Origin of the sequence: Myxococcus llanfairpwllgwyngyllgogerychwyrndrobwllllantysiliogogogochensis (assembly GCF_006636215.1) — a bacterium.
Taxonomy (GTDB): domain Bacteria; phylum Myxococcota; class Myxococcia; order Myxococcales; family Myxococcaceae; genus Myxococcus; species Myxococcus llanfairpwllgwyngyllgogerychwyrndrobwllllantysiliogogogochensis.
On record NZ_VIFM01000028.1, the window covers coordinates 51226 to 68403 of the forward strand.

At 69.8% G+C, this 17178-nt stretch carries 12 protein-coding genes; 3 read left to right on the forward strand and 9 right to left on the reverse strand.

All coding sequences use genetic code 11. The annotated features are described in order from the left end of the window. Position 1: 1 nt before the first annotated feature. From FJV41_RS09795 to FJV41_RS09820, 6 genes are all read right to left on the reverse strand, one after another. Positions 2 to 421, reverse strand: a complete 420-nt coding sequence (locus FJV41_RS09795) for a hypothetical protein (RefSeq protein ID WP_141642168.1) — start codon at positions 419 to 421, stop codon at positions 2 to 4. A gap of 144 nt (positions 422 to 565) precedes the next feature. Then, entirely contained in the window at positions 566 to 1174 is a 609-nt protein-coding gene (locus FJV41_RS09800) for a putative glycolipid-binding domain-containing protein (protein ID WP_141642169.1), read from the reverse strand. Positions 1175 to 1334: 160 nt separating this feature from the next. Then, positions 1335 to 1994, reverse strand: a complete 660-nt coding sequence (locus tag FJV41_RS09805; protein ID WP_141642170.1) for an HAD family hydrolase — start codon at positions 1992 to 1994, stop codon at positions 1335 to 1337. A gap of 84 nt (positions 1995 to 2078) precedes the next feature. Then, on the reverse strand, positions 2079 to 2657 hold the full coding sequence (locus FJV41_RS09810; protein WP_141642171.1) for an ExbD/TolR family protein: 579 nt from the start codon (positions 2655 to 2657) through the stop codon (positions 2079 to 2081). 24 nt (positions 2658 to 2681) lie between these two features. Continuing rightward, positions 2682 to 3170 carry an ExbD/TolR family protein gene (locus FJV41_RS09815; RefSeq protein WP_141642172.1) on the reverse strand — a complete coding sequence of 163 codons (489 nt, stop codon included), beginning with the start codon at positions 3168 to 3170 and terminating at the stop codon, positions 2682 to 2684. A gap of 130 nt (positions 3171 to 3300) precedes the next feature. Next, complete coding sequence (locus FJV41_RS09820) at positions 3301 to 4041, reverse strand: MotA/TolQ/ExbB proton channel family protein (RefSeq protein ID WP_141642173.1); 741 nt, start codon at positions 4039 to 4041, stop codon at positions 3301 to 3303. Positions 4042 to 4363: 322 nt separating this feature from the next. On the opposite strand from FJV41_RS09820, the gene FJV41_RS09825 reads away from it, so the two are divergent. The 3 genes from FJV41_RS09825 to FJV41_RS09835 all read left to right on the forward strand — a co-directional run bounded on the left by FJV41_RS09825 (position 4364) and on the right by FJV41_RS09835 (position 11774). Then, the gene (locus FJV41_RS09825; RefSeq protein ID WP_141642174.1) at positions 4364 to 5242 is read left to right on the forward strand and encodes a GspE/PulE/PilB domain-containing protein; all 879 of its coding nucleotides are present in this window, start codon (positions 4364 to 4366) and stop codon (positions 5240 to 5242) included. Between the two features lie 172 nt (positions 5243 to 5414). Further along, positions 5415 to 6581, forward strand: coding sequence for a bifunctional methionine sulfoxide reductase B/A protein (locus FJV41_RS09830; RefSeq protein WP_306440871.1), 1167 nt, complete (start codon positions 5415 to 5417; stop codon positions 6579 to 6581). A gap of 171 nt (positions 6582 to 6752) precedes the next feature. Beyond that, the gene (locus FJV41_RS09835) at positions 6753 to 11774 is read left to right on the forward strand and encodes a hypothetical protein (protein WP_141642176.1); all 5022 of its coding nucleotides are present in this window, start codon (positions 6753 to 6755) and stop codon (positions 11772 to 11774) included. An 18-nt stretch (positions 11775 to 11792) separates the two neighbouring features. On the opposite strand, the gene FJV41_RS09840 is transcribed toward FJV41_RS09835, so the two are convergent. From FJV41_RS09840 to FJV41_RS09850, 3 genes are all read right to left on the reverse strand, one after another. Then, a complete protein-coding gene (locus tag FJV41_RS09840) occupies positions 11793 to 13715 on the reverse strand; it encodes an ATP-binding protein (protein WP_141642177.1) in 1923 nt (640 codons plus the stop codon). Next, the gene (locus tag FJV41_RS09845; RefSeq protein WP_141642178.1) at positions 13705 to 15684 is read right to left on the reverse strand and encodes a PAS domain S-box protein; all 1980 of its coding nucleotides are present in this window, start codon (positions 15682 to 15684) and stop codon (positions 13705 to 13707) included. Before FJV41_RS09845 ends, FJV41_RS09840 begins: the two co-directional genes overlap by 11 nt. Before the next feature lie 55 nt (positions 15685 to 15739). After that, positions 15740 to 17178 (reverse strand): right-handed parallel beta-helix repeat-containing protein (locus FJV41_RS09850; RefSeq protein ID WP_141642179.1); only part of this gene is annotated, 1439 nt, incomplete at its 5' end.

The window sequence follows — 17178 nt, forward strand, 5'->3', positions numbered from 1 at the left end:
CTCACGCCACACGCTCTCTCGGCGACGTGTCCGCGCTCAGCTCCGCCAGGGCCCACCGGTCCACGTCCTCCGGCGACGGAGCCGGTGGCAGTGGCACCTTCACGTCCCGCCGCCTGCGCCACCACAGCAGGAGCGCCGCGCCTCCCAGGAGAACCGCGCCCAGCATGAGCCGGGGCAACAGCCACGCCATCGTCCCGGGCCGCGGGGACTCACGCTCCGCCCACCAGGCATTCCAGCTCCCCGAGGCCGCGAGCACGGCGGGAAACAGGGCTGCTGTCACCAGCTCCTTCTGCCCGGGGCCCGGAACGAGCGCCATCAGCCCGAGCCACACCGCGGCGATCCACAGCAGCATCCGGCCGAGGCGGAACTTCGACAAACTCAGCAGGACATTCGCACCGGGCGGAGGGCCCTGGGTGTTCAAGTGATGCACCTCACGGCCCCATCGTAAGGGCCGGGGGCGAGGGGTGAAAGCCACGGCCCGTGCACACGGCTCGGGGCCCGGGACGCACCGATTCCGACGCACTCTTCCGTCCAGCCGTCGACGCAGGGCTAGAACCCAGGCGCCTCAGCACGACGTGACGGCGACGCGCTCCCATGCGGGCGGATAGCGCGTCACCAGGCCCAGCTCATCCGTCTCCAGTTCGGCGACGAAGCTGCCGCCCCGGCTCTCGTACCGGAAGCGCGTGGGCGACAGCCGCGTGTAGCGCTGCGGCAGCGGCAACAGCGCCAGGTCCGGCATGCGCACCCATGCGGCTGTCACGTCGCTCGACTGCCCCACTTCCAACGACAGCCGACGGATGGGCAACGTGTTCGTCGAGGGCGTGAAACCCAGGTCCACGTCCGTGCAGCCCCTGTACTGGGGGACCTCCTCGTCGCCGCGCCACCAGCGTCGCTGCTCGTCCGCACGGAGAACGAGCGACTGTGACGTGCCGCCCCGGCGCAGCAGGATGCGCGCCTCCCGGGTCAGCCATCGTGAGTCGCACGCGACGGAGTACTCCGCGAGGAAGGGCGCCGCCTCCTCCGCGACCACCACGGAGCCCACCAGCTCCCAGCCGCCGTCGAGCTCACGCAGCTCGCAGTACTCGCTCCCGGGCTGGTCCTGGCGCGTCCATTGCCACGCGCGGAGACACCGCCGCTTCGAGTCCGGGTTCGCATCGCCCAGGGAAGAGGTCATGAGGAGAGCTCGAGGAAGAAGAGCGTCGGCGCCTCGCCGAAGTCGAGAGGACCCTAGGCATCGACGGCCGGGTCGTCTTGCTCATTCTTGCTCTCATTGTTCGCGAGCACACCCCGCCCGTGCTGGCCGTGTCCCCGCCGCCCGAGACACGCGGCCCCGCTCAGACGCTCGCCGAGCGAAGCGCCGTCAGCAGCTCCTGGGCCGTCGTGGCCACCGCGCGCGCACCGTGCGCATGCAGCTCCTCCGCGTCCCGGAAGCCCCACGTCACGCCCACGCCGTACATGCCCGCCGCGCGCGCCGTGTCCATGTCCACGGCCGTGTCGCCCACGAAGCCGCACACGCCAGGGGCCAGCTCCAGCTCCGCCGCCATCCCCAGCACCGCCGTCGGGTCCGGCTTGCGAGGCACGCCCGGCCGCTCGCCGTACACCCGCGCGAAGGCAACACCCGGCAACAGCCGCTCCACCAGCCGCTTCACGAAGCTGTCCGACTTGTTGCTCAGCACGCCCATCACCACGCCCTCTTCCGCGAGCGTCGCCAGCAGCGCGGGGATGCCGGGGTAGGACGCCGTCCTATCGAAGAGGTGCTCGTCGTAGTACGCGCGATACGTCTCCAGCACCGGCGCGGCCAGGTCCTCGCGGCCCGCGGGCACCGCCCTGCGCGCCAGCTCCCTGACTCCCTCACCGACGAAGCGGCGATAGGCGGACTCTGGATGCGTGGGCAGGCCGTGGTGCGCCAGCGCGTGGTTCATCGCGTCGGCGATGTCCCCCAGCGAATCCACCAAGGTCCCATCGAGGTCGAAGAAGACGGCACGAAGCTGCATGAGATGAGGTCTCCGGAAAAAACAAAAACGCCCCGGCCGAAAGGGCCAGGGCGTTCAGGGCTTCGAGGCCCGTTCAGCAACCGCTCAGGGCGTGACGGCCGCGGTGGTGGCGTCGTCCGGTCCGGCGACGGTCATCACCGCGAAGTTGATGTTGTTGTAGCCGGCCGTGGCGCAGCTGAACATCACCCGCTTGATGATGGCGTACTCCACATCCTTGTGCGCCTGGATGTTGATGTCGCCCTTGAACGTGTTGGCGTCGTCGTTCGCCATCGCGTGCAGGTCCTCGAACTGCTTCTTCATGTCCCGCAGCTTCTCTTCCAGCGCGGGGATGTTGAGGTACTCGTCCTTGGAGAAGTCCTCCACGCGACCGACGATGGTGCCGGACACGCTCACCTGCTCGCCGGACACCATGACGACCGGGTGCATCTCCACTTCCTGGACGTGGACCGCCTCGGGAAGCTGGATGTCCTTGGTCATCATCAGCACCTCACCCGTCGCGGAGAAGTTCGCGATGAGGAAGAGCACGATGATGACGAACATGTCGACCAACGGGGTGATGAGCAGGTCGGCGTAGCCGTTGCGCTTCCCGTGGACGCCGTGCCCGAACACCTTGGAGTGCTGGAGGCGCTTGCCAAACCGCTTGCCTGGAACCTTGATGGCCATGACTGAGAGTGGCTCCGTGCTCGGCTAGCCCATCGCCGCGGACACCGACACCTGGGGCAACCCAGAGCCGATGCACTCGTCGATGATGCGGACCAGGTCCTCGTAGCGGACCTTGTCTTCGGGCTGAAGGGTGATGGCTGTCTGGTCCGGAAGCTGCGCCTTCAACTCCTTGAAGCGCGCCACCAGCTTGGACAGGTCCGTCTTGCCCTTGCCGTCCTTGGTGAGGGGGATGGGGTCGAACGTGCTCTGGTCCGCCGACAGCCGAAGCTCCGACGGGGTGATGAGCAGCGTCAGTTGAACCGTCTTGGTCTCCGTCGGCGGCTGCTCCTCCTCCGTGGAGGGACCTCCCGCCTGGGAAACTTGAAGTCGGCCAATCTGAGTCCAGACCGCCGTCATGATGAGGAAGCTGATGGTCACTGCCATCAGGTCGATGAATGCGGTCAGGTTGATGGCGGTATCGAGCGGCTTCTTGCCACCCTTACCACCTTGCCCTGTGTCCATTCCGCCGGCCATGGCGTTCTCCTCCTACGGCCCCGCGCGGTGAAGCGCGGCAAGAGACTGAAAGGGGCGCGCCGTTGTCCCCACGCTATGTGGGGGACAGGACAGCGCGCCCGGGTTCCGGGTTCCCTCCAGGGAGCCCGACTCAGTCGTCGTGGTGGTCCCGAGCGGCGGGGACGTTCAGGTTCTTGAACTTGTCCTTGTTCGCCACGATGAGGTTCAGCACGGAGACGCTGGTCTCGTTGATGTCGTTCACCAGCGACTGGGTGCGGCCCATCAGCACGGAGAAGGCGATGAGGCACGGAATGGCCGTCACCAGCCCGAAGCCCGTGCAGTTCATGGCTTCGGAAATACCGTTGGCGAGAATGGTCGCCTTGTCGGCCGGGTTCACGTTCGCCACGGCCTCGAAGCAGGAGATGAGACCCGACACGGTGCCGAGCAGACCGGCGAGCATGGCCGCGTTGCCGAGCATCGCCAGGTAGCCGCTGCGGGCCTCCAGGCGGGGCGTCTCACGCAGGGTGGCCTCGTCCAGCGCCGCCTGCACTTCGTCCTGGCCCTTGGGGACGTTCATCAGGCCGGCCTTGATGACGCTCGTCAGCGGCGTCGACTTCTGGCCCGCCACGTAGTTGATGGCCTTGTCCAGGTCACCCGCGTAGATGTGCTTCTTGAGTCCACGGAGGAAGGCTTCCTTGTTGATGGACGCCTTGCCGAAGAGAATGATCGTGCGCTCGACCATGATGGACAGGGCCACCACGAGACAAGCGGCGATGGGATACATACCCCACTGACCGGCCTCCCAGCGCCTGGCGACCTCTTCGAAGAAGCCCCGCTCGGGACCACCAGCGTTCGCGAGCACGGCCAGATTCGTCAAAAACCCCAGGTTCATCGCGTCTTGCCTCCACGGCGGCTTGGCCCGGCGCTCCGGACCTTCCAGAACCTGTCGCCCCCCCGGGCGTGCGCCCCAGATGTATGGGCGGCAGGAATGGATGTTGAAAACGGTGGTGCCGACTTTAGGAATGGCTGTCTGGGGTGTCAAGGCAGGGGCCCTGGCGTTAAGTGCTGAAATCTCACAGGAATTTTGCGCTGGAGTACCCCTTGCCAGCATGGACTCCAGGCAGCAGTACGGGCCTTTTGGGGGGCTTCCCAAGAAGGGGGCGTTGTGTCAGCGCGCGCTTCCGAGCCCAGGGAACGCATGCTAATGCCGGCGCATGGCGAGGAAGCGCATCGGCGAGCTGCTGCTGGAGCAGCGGGCGATCAGCGTCGCCCAGCTCGAGGCGGGGCTCGCGGCCCACCGGAAGTCAGGGCAGCGGTTGGGGGCGACACTCATCGCCCAGGGAGCGATCACCGAGGCGACGCTTTCGAGCGCGCTGAGTCAGGCGCTCGGGATGCCGCAGGTGGACCTGGCGGCGGTGACTCCGGAGTGGGCGGCGGTGCACATGCTGCGCCCCCGCTTCTGCGAGCAGCACGACCTGTTCCCCATCGCACTGGAGAGCGTGGGCGGGCGGCGGCAGCTCGTCGTCGCGATGAGTGATCCACTCAACGTACCGGCGGTGGAGGAGATCGAGTTCACCACCGGACTCAAGGTGAGCGTGCGCGTGGCGGCGCTGTCCGCCGTGCGGGGCGCCATCCTGCGCTACTACCACAAGGTCCCCGTGGCTCCGGCGAGTGGCACGGCCGCGAAGCCCGCGCCGTCCGCACGCGCGCGCCCCATCGCCGCGCCCGCGGTGAAGCCCGCTGCATCGGCCCCGCCGCCTGGCGAGGACGAGGATGAGGTCATCGTCGGCGAGGAGCTGCCGCCCGGTGAGACGACCCAGCGCACCTCGCTCGCGGAGTTGATCCGCACGCGGGAGGAGCAGCGCAAGCAGAAGCGCGAGCAGGCCGCGGCGAAGCCCAAGCCCGCGTCGGGTGGCGGGGTGCTCGACGACCTGGACTACCTCTTCGGGCAGGCCCGCGAGGACCCGGACCGCGTGGAGGAGCTGGAGCGCAAGTTCTGGGCGCTGATGCGCATCATGGCGCGCAAGGGGCTGCTGTCGAACGAGGAGTTCAGCCGCGAGCTGGACGACGAGGGCGAGGACAAGGGCGGCTGAACCGCGCCGCTCGTGCCCTGGGTGCTGGCGTGACACGGCGGGCTCGGTCGTCCGCCGGCTCGCCTGGGGTATTCGGGGACGTGGGTGTCGTGGGCTGAAACCGACTTCGGGGCTGGCGCGTAAGGGAGGGAGAACCCCCGCGCGGCGGGCGTGTCCGGAGAGGCTCCAGCCCATGTCGTCCGTCATCGTCACCTCACGCTCTTCCCGTTCCCCTTCCTGGGGCGCGCCAGGGCGCCTGCTGTTATCCATGGCCTTCGCGGTGCTCGCGGCATGCACCCAGGCGAGCGGCGCGGCCACGGGAGGCGCGGGCACGCTCGAAGCCGGGACACGCTCCACGGCGGGGGATTCCCGCCGCTACGAGAAGCCCGCCGACGCGGAGCTGCGCCGCACCCTCTCCCCCACTGCGTACGAAGTGACGCAGAAGGAGGCGACCGAGCCGCCGTTCCGCAACGCGTACTGGAACCACCACGAGGAGGGGCTCTACGTCGACGTCGTCACCGGCGAGCCGTTGTTCTCCTCCAAGGACAAGTTCGACTCCGGCACGGGCTGGCCCAGCTTCACGCGTCCGATTGACGCGGCCCACGTGGTGGAGAAGCGGGACTCGAGCCTGGGCATGGCGCGCGTCGAGGTCCGCTCGAAGGCGGGAGATTCCCACCTGGGCCACCTGTTCGACGACGGTCCCCAGCCCACGGGGCAGCGCTACTGCATCAACTCCGCGTCCCTGCGCTTCGTGCCGGTGAACGACCTGGAGAAACAAGGGTACGGCGAGTGGTTGACGCTGTTCGGCCGCAAGCCGGTGAGCGCGACGCCCGCGAAGGTCGACCTGAACAAGGCGCTCGCCGCGTCGGGGGTGACGGAGACGGCGCTGCTGGCGGGAGGTTGTTTCTGGGGGATGGAGGACCTGCTCCGCAAGATTCCGGGCGTGCTCCAGACAGACGTCGGCTACACGGGCGGCGGCCTGGAGAAGCCGACGTATCAAGACGTGAGCTCGGGACGGACGGGACACGCGGAGTCGGTGCGCGTCGTGTTCGACCCGAAGGTGTTGAGCTTCGCCACGCTGCTGGAGGACTGGTTCTTCCGCATGCACGACCCGACGACGCTCAACCGCCAGGGCAACGACGTGGGCACGCAGTATCGCTCGGCCATCTTCGTGCTGTCCGACGAGCAGCGCCGCGTCGCCGAGGAAGTGAAGACCCGCGTCAACGCCTCCGGGAAATGGAAGCGCCCTGTCGTCACCCAGGTGGTTCAAGCAGGCGAGTTCACGCCCGCCGAGAGCTACCACCAGGACTACCTCGTGAAGAATCCAGGCGGATACACCTGCCATTACATGAGGGACTGAGAAACAGGGGCCCCGGCCGAGTGATACAAGTCTCGTATCCCGGGGAAAGCGCGGGGAGGGGCCCGGCTCGCGACACCGAGTCGGGGCGACAGGCGTGTCTCCGAGGCACTCCGCGCACGGGGTGATGCTGACTCAAGGCAGGTGATGTGGGAGTGCGGCTATGCTGCGCGGATGATCTGCCCAGTCTGCGCGCGGTTCCGCGACAAGGCATCGGGGGGCGAGTGTCCGGAGTGTGGAGCCACCCTCCAGCCCGTCACCGAGCCGCACTTCGATGCACTCGTCAAGAAGGCCCTCTGGCGACGCATCCAGGACTGGCGTAGCGATGCGCTCCTCGATGAGGCGACGGCGCTCCGACTGGAGCAGTCGCTCGACGCGATGGCGACGCCCTTCGATGCACCCTCTTCCGCGGCCGTTGTCGCCGTGGGAGTGCAGGCCGTCGGACACGACACCGTCGTGGCGGAGGCGCAACCACTGGACTCCGCCGCGCGCGTGGAGGCATGGGCGGATGGCGTCGCCGCATCGGCGCAACGCGCGGGAGGCTGGAGCTTCTTCGGCTGGGGCGCGGCGCTCGCGCGCTCGTTGGATGAGGCCGCGAAGGAGGAGCGAGCGCAGGCGGCGCGGGGGCCGCGAGGAGACAGGGACGCGAGCGAGGACGACCTCGGCTCGGCGCTGGGCTCCGGACAGTCCCTCTTCGCCCGGGACGCCTCGGGTGCGCTCGGTGGCGGACTGGAAGCCGTCGTCGCGCTCGACGCGCAATCGGAGAACACGCCCCGGCTGAACGATTTCATCTGGTGGTTCCTCGGCGCGGTGCTGGTGCTCGGCGGCTCGCTCATGGGCGTCCGCGAGGCGTGGCGGGCGCTGGGTGGCGTGCCTCGACAGCTCCTGGTGACGGGTGCGTTGTGGGGTTACCACGCGGGCTTCATCGGGCTCGGCGTGTTCCTGTCGCGGCGCTCGATGCCCGTGGGCCGCGTCCTGTCGGGCATCGGTCTGGCGTTGCTCCCCGTGGCGTTCATCGCGCTGTCCTCGCTGGTGGCGCTGTCACCGCTCCTGGGCCTTCCCGTCGCGCTCGGGGTCGCCGCGCTGGGGATGGTGCCGTTGAGGTCCGCGGGGAGGCTGTTGCATGGCACGTCCGCGACCGCGCTCGCGGTGGCCCTGTTCCCCTCGCTGCTCGCGGGCCTGCCGCTGATGGGGCTCGACGAGGCACCGTGGCTGCGTGTGCTCTGCGCTTCCGCGGGCGTGGTGGCGCTCGGGGCCACGCTGTGGCGTTCGCGAAAGGAGACGTCCGCGAACACGCTGCTCGTCAGCGCGAGCGCGGCGCTCTATGGCGCGCTCTGGCTCGCGGTCTTCGCCGTGTCGAGCGGGCCCTCGGGGTTCGATGACCTGCAGCCGGGCGGCGCGTTGTTCGCGGGGATGACGCTCTGGGCGCAGGCCATCGCCACGGTCATCGCGGTGGCGGCGACCACGCACTTCGCGCGCGAGGCCCTGCCCCGTGCGAGCGCGGTACTGGAGACTGTGGCGCACGCGGTGTTGGCCGCGGGCGCGCTCGCGGGAGCCATCACCGCGTTCTCCGTGGGGACCGGTGAAGACCTCCAGGTCGATGGTGCTTCGGCGCTCGCGCCGGTACTCGCCGCCGGGGTCTTCTTCCTGCTGGAGTCGCGGCGTCGGGCCCTGGTGCATCCTGGGGTCATGGCCACGCTCCTCGCGGGAGCGCTGCTCGCGCGGACCCTGGCTCCAGGAGAGCCGGGCTGGTGGGTGTTCGGAGGCGCGGCGGCTGCAGCGGCGCTGATGCTCTCGGCGCGACGAAGCCAGTCCTCGATGCTGAGCATCCGGCTGCTGACGTGGAGCATCGTCAGCACGCTGGTGTCGCTGCCGCTCGTGTCCTGGATGGAGGGCGAGGGCGAAAGCTCACCGTGGCCCCGAGTCTTCACGGGCCTGGTCATCGCCGTGGCCGCGCACCTGGCGGGAGGTTGGCGCTGGCGGGGGCTGCACTACCTGGGCGGAGCCGCCGCGCTGTTCGGCGCACTGGCCTTCGTCGATGGAACCTCGTGGCTCTCGGGTGACTGGAGTCGCCTCGCGGTCTTCGCGCTCGTGAGCGCGCTGTACGGTGTCGCGGGGCTCGTGCAGTACGCGTGGGCCCAGCCGTCGTCGCCCCATGATGCGCTGTTGCCACTGGACGACGTGTCGCTGGTGATGGCCTCGGCGGGAGTGTTCCTCGCCATCGGCGTCGCGCCCGTGCCGCCGGACCTGCTGATGTCCGTCGCCGCGTTGCCGGGCGGGGTGCTCATCGCGCTTCCCACGGCGCTGGTCTCGCTGGAGTTGTTGCTGAGAGCGCGCCGTGACGGCACCCGCATCGTGAGCATCATCGCGGCCACGGGCGTGGCGCTCGTCGTGTCCCAGGTGCTGGGCACCGTCTTCGACTTCGCATCGGCGCGTTCCGCGCTGGGCTCGGCGGCCGTGGCATTCGGCTTCGCGCTCTTCGCGACGCTGCGCCCGCGTCCACCTGTCGTCGACCCGGCGGCGGCTCCTGGCGCGCTTCGCGACTTCTGGGGTCGGGGGGTGTTCGCCCTCGTCCGGTTGCCGCTCGGTGCTCGCGGGCTTTCGCTCTACACGGATGGCTTCGCCACGGCCGCGCTGGTGCAGGCCATCATCGCGACCGTCACCCTGGTCCAGTGGCTCCCCTTCCCCGCCGATGCCGAGCGCGGCACGTGCCTGCTCGCGGGCGGACTGCTCATCCTGACCGCGCTCCTGGCGTTCGGGTCGCGCGGCTTCAAGGACTGGGAGTTGCGAGGCTCGGTGGTGACGCTCGCGGCGATGGGCGGGTTCATCGCGCTGACGGCCATCATCAATCGCGCGGGCCATCCCTTGCCACCGGATGTCGTGGCGCGGCGGCTTCCGCTCATCGGCATCGCGGTCTGGGGCATCGCACTGGCGACGAGGCGCTTCGGCCCGTGGCTGGCGAAGCGGCTGGAGCGACCCTCGCACGGCCCGCTGTACCACGCGGTGCCCCACGTGGGCGTGGCGGCGCTGGCGCTCGTGCTCTTGAAGGGCGCGGTCCTGGTCGGCCTGCCGTCCGCGTCACACGCGCTGGGAATCACGCCTCCGCTGCTGGTGCTCGGCGCGACGGTGCTGGTGCTGCTGCTCGCGACCTCGTTCCGCGCGGTGTTGCTCGCGAACCTGGGGTTGTACCTGGGGCTGGCTGGTGCCGCGCTCTGGGCCGCGAGACAGTCGCTGCTCGGGCCTTCGCTCGTCGCGCTGGCGCCGCCCGATGGCGAGTGGGTGCGCGTGGGCGCCGAGGGCTACCACTGGCTCACGGAAGCGGCGTGGCTCGCGCCCGGCGACAGCGTGTTCCTCCTGTGGCAGCGAGCCTTCGCGGGCATCGCCGCCGCGGGGCTCGTCTATGCCGTCGCATCGGTCCGGGGTCTGCCCGAGCAGTTCCGGCACCTGCTGCACCGTCGCTCCGTCACGGCGGTGTGGCTGGTGGGGCTCGCGGCGCTCTTCCAGCCCGGGCTCACCGCGGCGGGCCTCGTCTGCGCGACGGGGGTGGTGTTGTTCGTCGGTGGAGCCCGAGCGCAGGGGCGCGGCGTGCTGGGCGCGAGCATCCTCCTCTTGGTGCATGCGTTGGCGCACCGGGTGGATATCTTCGAGGTATGGCCGGGCCCCGTGCTCGCGCTGGTGGGACTCGCGGTGGTGACAGTGGGCCCGTGGATTGCGCACAAGCGCGGCCTGTCCGAGGGCGCGACGCGCGTCCGCATCCAGCAGGCGATGGCCGTCTATCTCAGCACCGCGATGGTGTACGCGCTGGCGGTGAACGGCACCACGTCGTCGACGCTCGCGGCGCTCAACCTGCTCGGGGAGATGTTCATTGGACTGAGTGGCAACTGGATGGTGTCGCCGGCCTTCCCGATGACGCTGTGGCTCATCGCCGCCTCGCTGCTGGTGGCGGCGTTCCGGTGGAAGGGCGCGTTCGCGTCGCTCATGGCGTCAGCCGGCACCTGGGTGGCGGGCAGCGCGGTGCTGGCTTCGTTCATGGCCGGGTTCACGATTCGCGCGAGCCTCAACGGCCCCTGGCTGCGCTATGGGGACCTCTTCATCGTCCACGGCGCGGTGCTGGCCCTGGCGTCCGCGGGGGCCGTGGTGGCCCTGCAGACCGCGCAGCGGTGGACGCGAGCGCGCCGGGCGGACGTCGCGGTGGGGATGACGTGGGGGCGGGACGCGTGGCTCGTGGCGACGGGGGTGATGCTCGCCGCGCTGGCGGTAAGCGGCAATGCTCCTCAGGAGTCGCTGACGACGGCCATCGCGGCCATCGGGCTGGCGGTGCTGGTGGCGCTGCACTGCGCCTGGGTGGAGCACACCGGGCGGCACGTGTACTTCGTGCAGCTCGCGGTGGTGGGCGTCTACGCGCTGGTGCGCAGCCTGTATGCACCGGGCCTGCGGGCCGAGCATGACGCCCTCTTCGCGCTGGCACTGGGCTTCACGCTCGTCGGGGTGACGGTGATGGCGCGACGGGCGGGAGTGCGCCCGGTGGAGGCGGCGACCCGGCGCTTCGCGGCGCTGCTGCCCATTGGAATGGCGTTCGTGCTGCCGGGCGAGGCGACGCAGGAGGCGGCGTTGCTCGCGGGTGGCTCGGGGCTCCTGTACGCGGCGCTGGGGGCGGTGGAGCGCAGCCGGATGTTCGGCGCCTTCGCGGCGGCGGCGTGCAACCTGGCGCTGCTCATCGCCGCGCTGGCCTTCGGGCTGGAGGGGCTGGAAATCTATCTGGCGCCGCTGGGCTTGTTGCTGCTGATGCTGGGACAGCTCTTCACGGGGAGCCTGCCGCACGCGGCGCGCAACACGGTGCGGATTCTGGGAGGCCTGCTGCTGTACGTGCCCGCGGCGGCGAAGCTGGCGATGCGGGTGGGCGAGTCACCGGACGGCACGTATGCGCTCATCTTCGGCGGCGTCTGCCTGCTGGGCGTCGCGGTGGGGATGGCGTTGCAGATTCGCGCGTACCTCGCGCTGGGCACGCTGTTCCTCACGCTGGACGTGGTGGCCAACCTGCTCGACGCGGGCCTGAGGGACCACCGCATCGGCTTCCTGGTGATGACGCTCACCGGCCTCACCGTCATCGGCGGGCGCGTCCTGACGACCCTGAAGCGCCAGGAATGGGACCTGCTCATGCGAAGGGTGCGCGTGCAGCTCCGGGGATGGGACTGACCGGATGCCTCGCCGCTGTCAGTCCACCGACAGCGGCAGTCGCACGGAGAAGGTGGTGCCCGCGCCCACGGTGCTCGTCACCGTGAGTCGGCCGCCGTGGTTCTCCACGATGCCCTGGCAGATGGAGAGCCCCAGGCCCGTGCCCTTGCCCTCCGGCTTCGTGGTGAAGAAGGGCTCGAAGATGCGCTGGAGGTGCTTGGGGTCGATTCCCGTCCCCGAGTCCCTCACCGACACCACCGCCTCCTGACCCTCGCGCCGCGTCGTCAGGAACACCGCGCCGCCCGGCTGCATCGCATGGCACGCGTTGGTGATGAGGTTGACGAACACCTGCACCAGGTTGGCGCGCACGGCCGACAGCGGCGGTAGCTCCGTGTACTCCCGGTGCACGCTGACGCACGCCTGCGCCACCACGTGCTCACAGAAGCCCACCGCCATGTCCACCACGGCGTTGAGCTGTACCCGCTCTGGCCTGTCCTGCGCCGGCCGCGCGTAGCTGACCAAATCCCTGGTGAAGCGAAGGATGCGGTGGCTGCTCTCCAGAATCTTCCGCAGCTTCTCCTGGTCCGCGGGATTCGCCCCCGGCGTCGTCCGCGAGCGCTGGAGCAGCGCGTCCGCGTACGTGGCCACCGCCGTCATCGGGTTGTTGATTTCATGCACCACGCTGGCCGCGAGCTGACCGATGGACGCGAGCTTCTCCGCGTGGATGATGCGCTTCTCCAGCTCCTTCACCACCGTGATGTCCTGGCCGATGGCGATGACGCCGTCCACCTCGCCATGGTGCGCAAGCCTCGAGGACGTGGCGAACGACACCCGCACCTCGTTGCCGTCGCGCGACAACAGCCGCGTCTCGAAGCTGTTCACCGACTCACCGCGAAGCGCGGCGGCGATGACCTGGGACAGCCGCAGGTGCTCGTTCTCCGGCACCAGCCAGAAGAGGTCCTTGCCCAGCACGTCTTCCTTCCGGAAGCCCGTCAGCGCGCTGAGCGCCTGGTTGAACACCACCACCTGCTGCTCCCGGTTGGCGACGAGGATGAGCGCGTTCGCCTTCTCCAGCAGGTCCTCCAGGTACTTGCGCACGAACGTCAGCTCGTCGATGAGCTTCGCGTTCTTCACCGCCACCGCCACCTGGCTGGCGAGCTGGAGCAACACGCGCTCGTCGTGCTGGATGTCCGCGTCCAGCCCCTCCGGATACTCCATGTTGATGGCGCCGAAGAGCTGCCCGCTCGCCACCAGCGGCGCGCTCACGCCGTGCGTGCTGCCCAGGAACAGGAGCGGCACCTCGCTCAGCACCGTCACCCGGCCCGTCGTCGGCAGCGTCGAGCGTCCCAGGTTCAGCTTCTCCACCGCGCGCTGCAACAGCACCAGCGGCTCGTGCGCGCCTTCCTTCATCCGGCCTTCCGCGTAGAGCGACGTCAGCCCGCCGGTGCGCGAGTCGGTGATGCGGATGCAGAACGAGCGCCCGGGGAACAGCTCTTTCACCCCGCGCGCCACCGCCGCCACCAGCTCCTCCTCGCCGCCGACCTCCGCCACGCTGCGGCCCAAATCCAGCAGCACGCCTTCGGTGCGCGCCTGCTCCAGCAGCGCCCGCTCCGCCATCACCAGCCGGCTGCGCGCCAGCTCCGGGTCGTTCCGGGCCCGCACGGCCACCACGTCACCCCGGCGCGACATCGTCAGCACGGCGCCCGGCTTGCCCGCGAGCGGCAGCTCCATGTCGCAGCTGGAGCCATCCACGGGCACGGCCGCCACCGCCAACGCGCGCGCGACATCCTCCACCGTCGCCTGGTGGTCCGCGCAGAAGCGATGGAAGGCCTCGTTGACCGCCACCAGCCGCAGCATCGGGTCACACAGGGCCGCGGGGGCGTCGAGCGCCTCGAAGAAGGCCTGGAACGACTCGGGGCCCGGGCCGCCGGGGATTCGCACGGCGCGGGTGTCAGTCTTCATGGGAGGTCGCCTTGTCCAGGTCGAGAATCTGCTGCTCCCCCATGTACGCCTTCGTCTCGTAGCGGGTGATCTTCCCAATCTTCCGGACGATCTCCGCCATGCGCTCCGCCTCGCGGTAGATGATGTCCACCGGCTTCCAGGCGAAGTCCTCTTCCTTCAGCTTGCGCTTGAGCAGCTCCGCGTAGCCCATCACCGACGTGAGGGGCTGGTTGAGTTCATGCGCCGCGGTGCCGGCGAGCGCGACGATGACGGCGCTCTTCTCGCTCTCCTCCAGCCGGGTCTCCGCGTCCGACAGCTTGCGCTCCAGCTTCATCCGGTCGCGCATGTCCGTGAAGATGCCGACGCTGAAGACCTCGCGCCCGCCCTCGTACACGAGCGACGCCGTCATGTTGACCGGCACCCGCTCTCCGGCGCGGTTCACCAGCTCCTCGCGCGTGAGCGACATGCGACCCTTGCCACCGTGCTCCGGCCCTCGGAGCGTGGACATGATTCGCCGCGCGACGCCCTGGGGATAGAGCTGCTCCACGGTGACGCCCGCCATCGCCTCCTGCGCGGTGTAGCCCACCAGTGCCTCCGCGCCCTTGTTGAAGAGGATGATGCGCCCCTTCAGGTCGGCGGCGATGATGGCGTCCACCGACGAGTCGATGAGCCGCTCCAGGAAGTCCTTCGTCTGGCGCAGCTCGTCCTCCAGCCGCCGCGCGTCGGTGACGTCGCGGAACGACAGGATGGTGGCCGCGTCCTCGTCACGCAGCGGCGCGGCGGACATGGACAGCGTCAGCCGCCGCCCCGTCGCCGTGCGCACCTCCACGTCCACGCCCGAGCGCGCCTCGCCTCGCGACGCCGCCGTCACCAGCTCCATCAGCACGCCGTCATCCACCGGCTGCGTCACCTGATGCAGATGCCGCCCCCGAGCCTCGGGCGCCGGCAGGTCCAGCATCGCCGCGCCGGAAGGATTCAGGGACAGCACGCTCGCCTTGTCGTCGAGGATGGCCACGCCCTCGCTGACGTGCGCGAAGAAGAGCTGGTAGGGCTTGAAGGAGGCCGCCTGCTCCTCGGCGGCCAGGCGCGCCGTCTTCTCCGCCTCCGTCTGCCCCCTCACCGACTGGAGCACCGAGGCGTTGCGCAGCGCCACCGCCGTGGCATGCGCCACCGTGGTGAGGAAGTCGATTTCCCGCGAGGTGAACGTGCGCCGACGCCCCGCCGCGCGAAGCAGCAGCACGCCTCGCACCTGCCCCCGGATGGGCAGGGGCAGCGCGGCGATGGCGTGGATGCCGCGCGCCGCCACGGCCCTGCGCTCCACGTCGCCCAGCAGCGGATGCGTGGGCGCCTCCTCCATCACCACCGGACGACCCGTGCGCATGACTTCGCGGATCTCCGGGTAGCGCGACAGCTCGATGCGCAGGTCCTTGAGCGTCGGGTCATCGCTGGCCGCGACGATGACGCCCTCATCCGCGTTGCGACCGAGCATCACCAGCGTGGCGCGCGCGATGTCCAGCTTCTCCGCCAGCCGGCGGGTGACACCGTGCAGCAGCGCCTCCACGTCGGACGTCTCCGCGTAGTCCGCCGTCAGCTCCAGGAGGAGCGCCAGGTCTTCCTGACCGCGCTCCTGTCCCTCGCGCTCCAGGTGACGCCCGGCGGCGCGGTGGAGCCGGAAGACCAGCTCGTGCGGCGACACCGGGATGGTGAGCACGTCCGCGGGCCTCAGGGGCTCCGCGGCGGAGAAGCCCTGCTCGGTCGGTTCCACCAGCGCCACCAGCGTGATGTGCGAGGCGCGAGGTGAGTCGAGCAGGGTGCGAAGCGCGGGGCCACTGTCTGGCGAGGTGAGGTCCACCAGCGCCAGCGCGGCCCCCTCCACGCCATCCACCACGCGGAGACCCGCACGCGCGGCAGCGGCCGCGAGCAGCTCACGTGCGGGTGAGGCCGGAGGCACCAGGGTGATGCCGAGAGCGAATTCCAGCGAAGACGGCACGTGGAGGGTCGGGGCGGAAGGGGGGAGCGGAGCCCACTCTACACGCCCCGCCGCCTCAGGGGCAGTCCGACTCGAATGCCCCCAGGTCCGGGGCCGCGCCGCAGAAGGTCAGTCCCAACCCCAGGCCCGCGTTGCGACCCGCGGAGCCCGACCCCAGCCGGAAGTCCCCGGTGTCGATGTTGACGAACCCCGGCGACTTCTCCAACGAGCGTTTGTCCAGCCCGCTGCGAGAGCGCCACTCCGTCAGGTTCACGCTCTCCCCATTCAGCAAGAAGGAGATGGAACCGGAGGAGCGGAAGAAGAGGTTGCCATCCATCACCGTGCCGGAGCGCGCAGCCCCCGCGCGCGCGGAGACACCACAGCCGGCGAAGACGTTGTTGCGCACGTCCAGGCCGGCGCTCGGCCCGGTGTCGCCGTGGCCGAAGGTGAGACAGGGCCCGGGCATGTTCCACACCGTATTGTGCTGCACCTTCACGTCGGTGGACGTGTCCACGCGGATGCCACCGCCGTCCTCGCTCCCACCCAGGCCATCCCGGATGAGGTTGCGACGGATGATGATGCGGGTGGGCGGCCCGTTCACCCGGTTGCCACCGATGTTGATGGCCCGGCCGTTTCCATAGAAGACGTTGTCCTCCAGGGTGACGTCCGACGCGGACAGGTGGACGACGACCCCCTCGCCGCGCGACGTGGACGTGGCCTTGTGGCCCCAGATGATGTTGCCGCGCAGGGTGACGTGCGTGCAGGTCTTCACGTCCACGCCGTTCTCCCGGTTCTCGTGCAGCTCGTTGTCCTCCACGAGCAGGTTGTCGAAGGGCGTGCCGGACACGGTGGCTCCGGCCTCCGGGCCGATGCACTGCACCGCGTCGCCGGAGTTGTGATGGATGTCATTGCCGCGCACCACCACGTTCTTCGATGTGGTCTGCACGATGATGCCGTGGCTGTCGCTGCCACCCCGGCTGAAGTTCGAAATCGTGTTGCCCTCGATGAGGATGTCGTGGGCCTTCTCCGACACGTTGAGCCCCGCGCCCGCCGTGCCGTTCTTCGCCACGCAGTCACGCAGCACACCGTGATGCGCGGCGGTGCCTCGCCACAGCACCGCGAAGGCAGCGGAGCCCGCGGCATCCAGCGTGAGCCCCTCGACGCGCCAGTACGCGCCGCGCACGTCCACCAGCGCGGACTCGCCGCCAGGCTTCACCACGGGCGCGCTGCCCGGCGCGGCCTTCACCGTGAGCGGCTTCGCCTCCGTGCCACCGCGCTCCTCCAACTTGAGGCGCTCCGCGTAGGTGCCCGTCTTCAGATAGATGGCCTCGCCCGGCGCGATGAGCGTCAGCGCCCGCGTCACCGTGCGCAGCGGCGCGCTCTCCGTGCCGGAGGCGCTGTCACTGCCCGACGGCGCCACCCAGAGGATGCGCGTGTAGGTCGGCTTCGGCGGCTCCGGAACAGGCTCGGGCTCGGGCTCCGGCTCGGGTTCCGGAGTGGGGGTGGGCTCCGGGT

Coding starts and splice junctions, on each gene's coding strand:
- FJV41_RS09800 (WP_141642169.1), bottom strand. CDS start 1,174: ATGACCTCTTCCCTGGGCGATGCGAACCCGGACTCGAAGCGGCGGTGT.
- FJV41_RS09805 (WP_141642170.1), bottom strand. CDS start 1,994: ATGCAGCTTCGTGCCGTCTTCTTCGACCTCGATGGGACCTTGGTGGAT.
- FJV41_RS09810 (WP_141642171.1), bottom strand. CDS start 2,657: ATGGCCATCAAGGTTCCAGGCAAGCGGTTTGGCAAGCGCCTCCAGCAC.
- FJV41_RS09815 (WP_141642172.1), bottom strand. CDS start 3,170: ATGGCCGGCGGAATGGACACAGGGCAAGGTGGTAAGGGTGGCAAGAAG.
- FJV41_RS09820 (WP_141642173.1), bottom strand. CDS start 4,041: ATGAACCTGGGGTTTTTGACGAATCTGGCCGTGCTCGCGAACGCTGGT.
- FJV41_RS09825 (WP_141642174.1), top strand. CDS start 4,364: ATGGCGAGGAAGCGCATCGGCGAGCTGCTGCTGGAGCAGCGGGCGATC.
- FJV41_RS09830 (WP_306440871.1), top strand. CDS start 5,415: ATGTCGTCCGTCATCGTCACCTCACGCTCTTCCCGTTCCCCTTCCTGG.
- FJV41_RS09835 (WP_141642176.1), top strand. CDS start 6,753: ATGATCTGCCCAGTCTGCGCGCGGTTCCGCGACAAGGCATCGGGGGGC.
- FJV41_RS09840 (WP_141642177.1), bottom strand. CDS start 13,715: ATGAAGACTGACACCCGCGCCGTGCGAATCCCCGGCGGCCCGGGCCCC.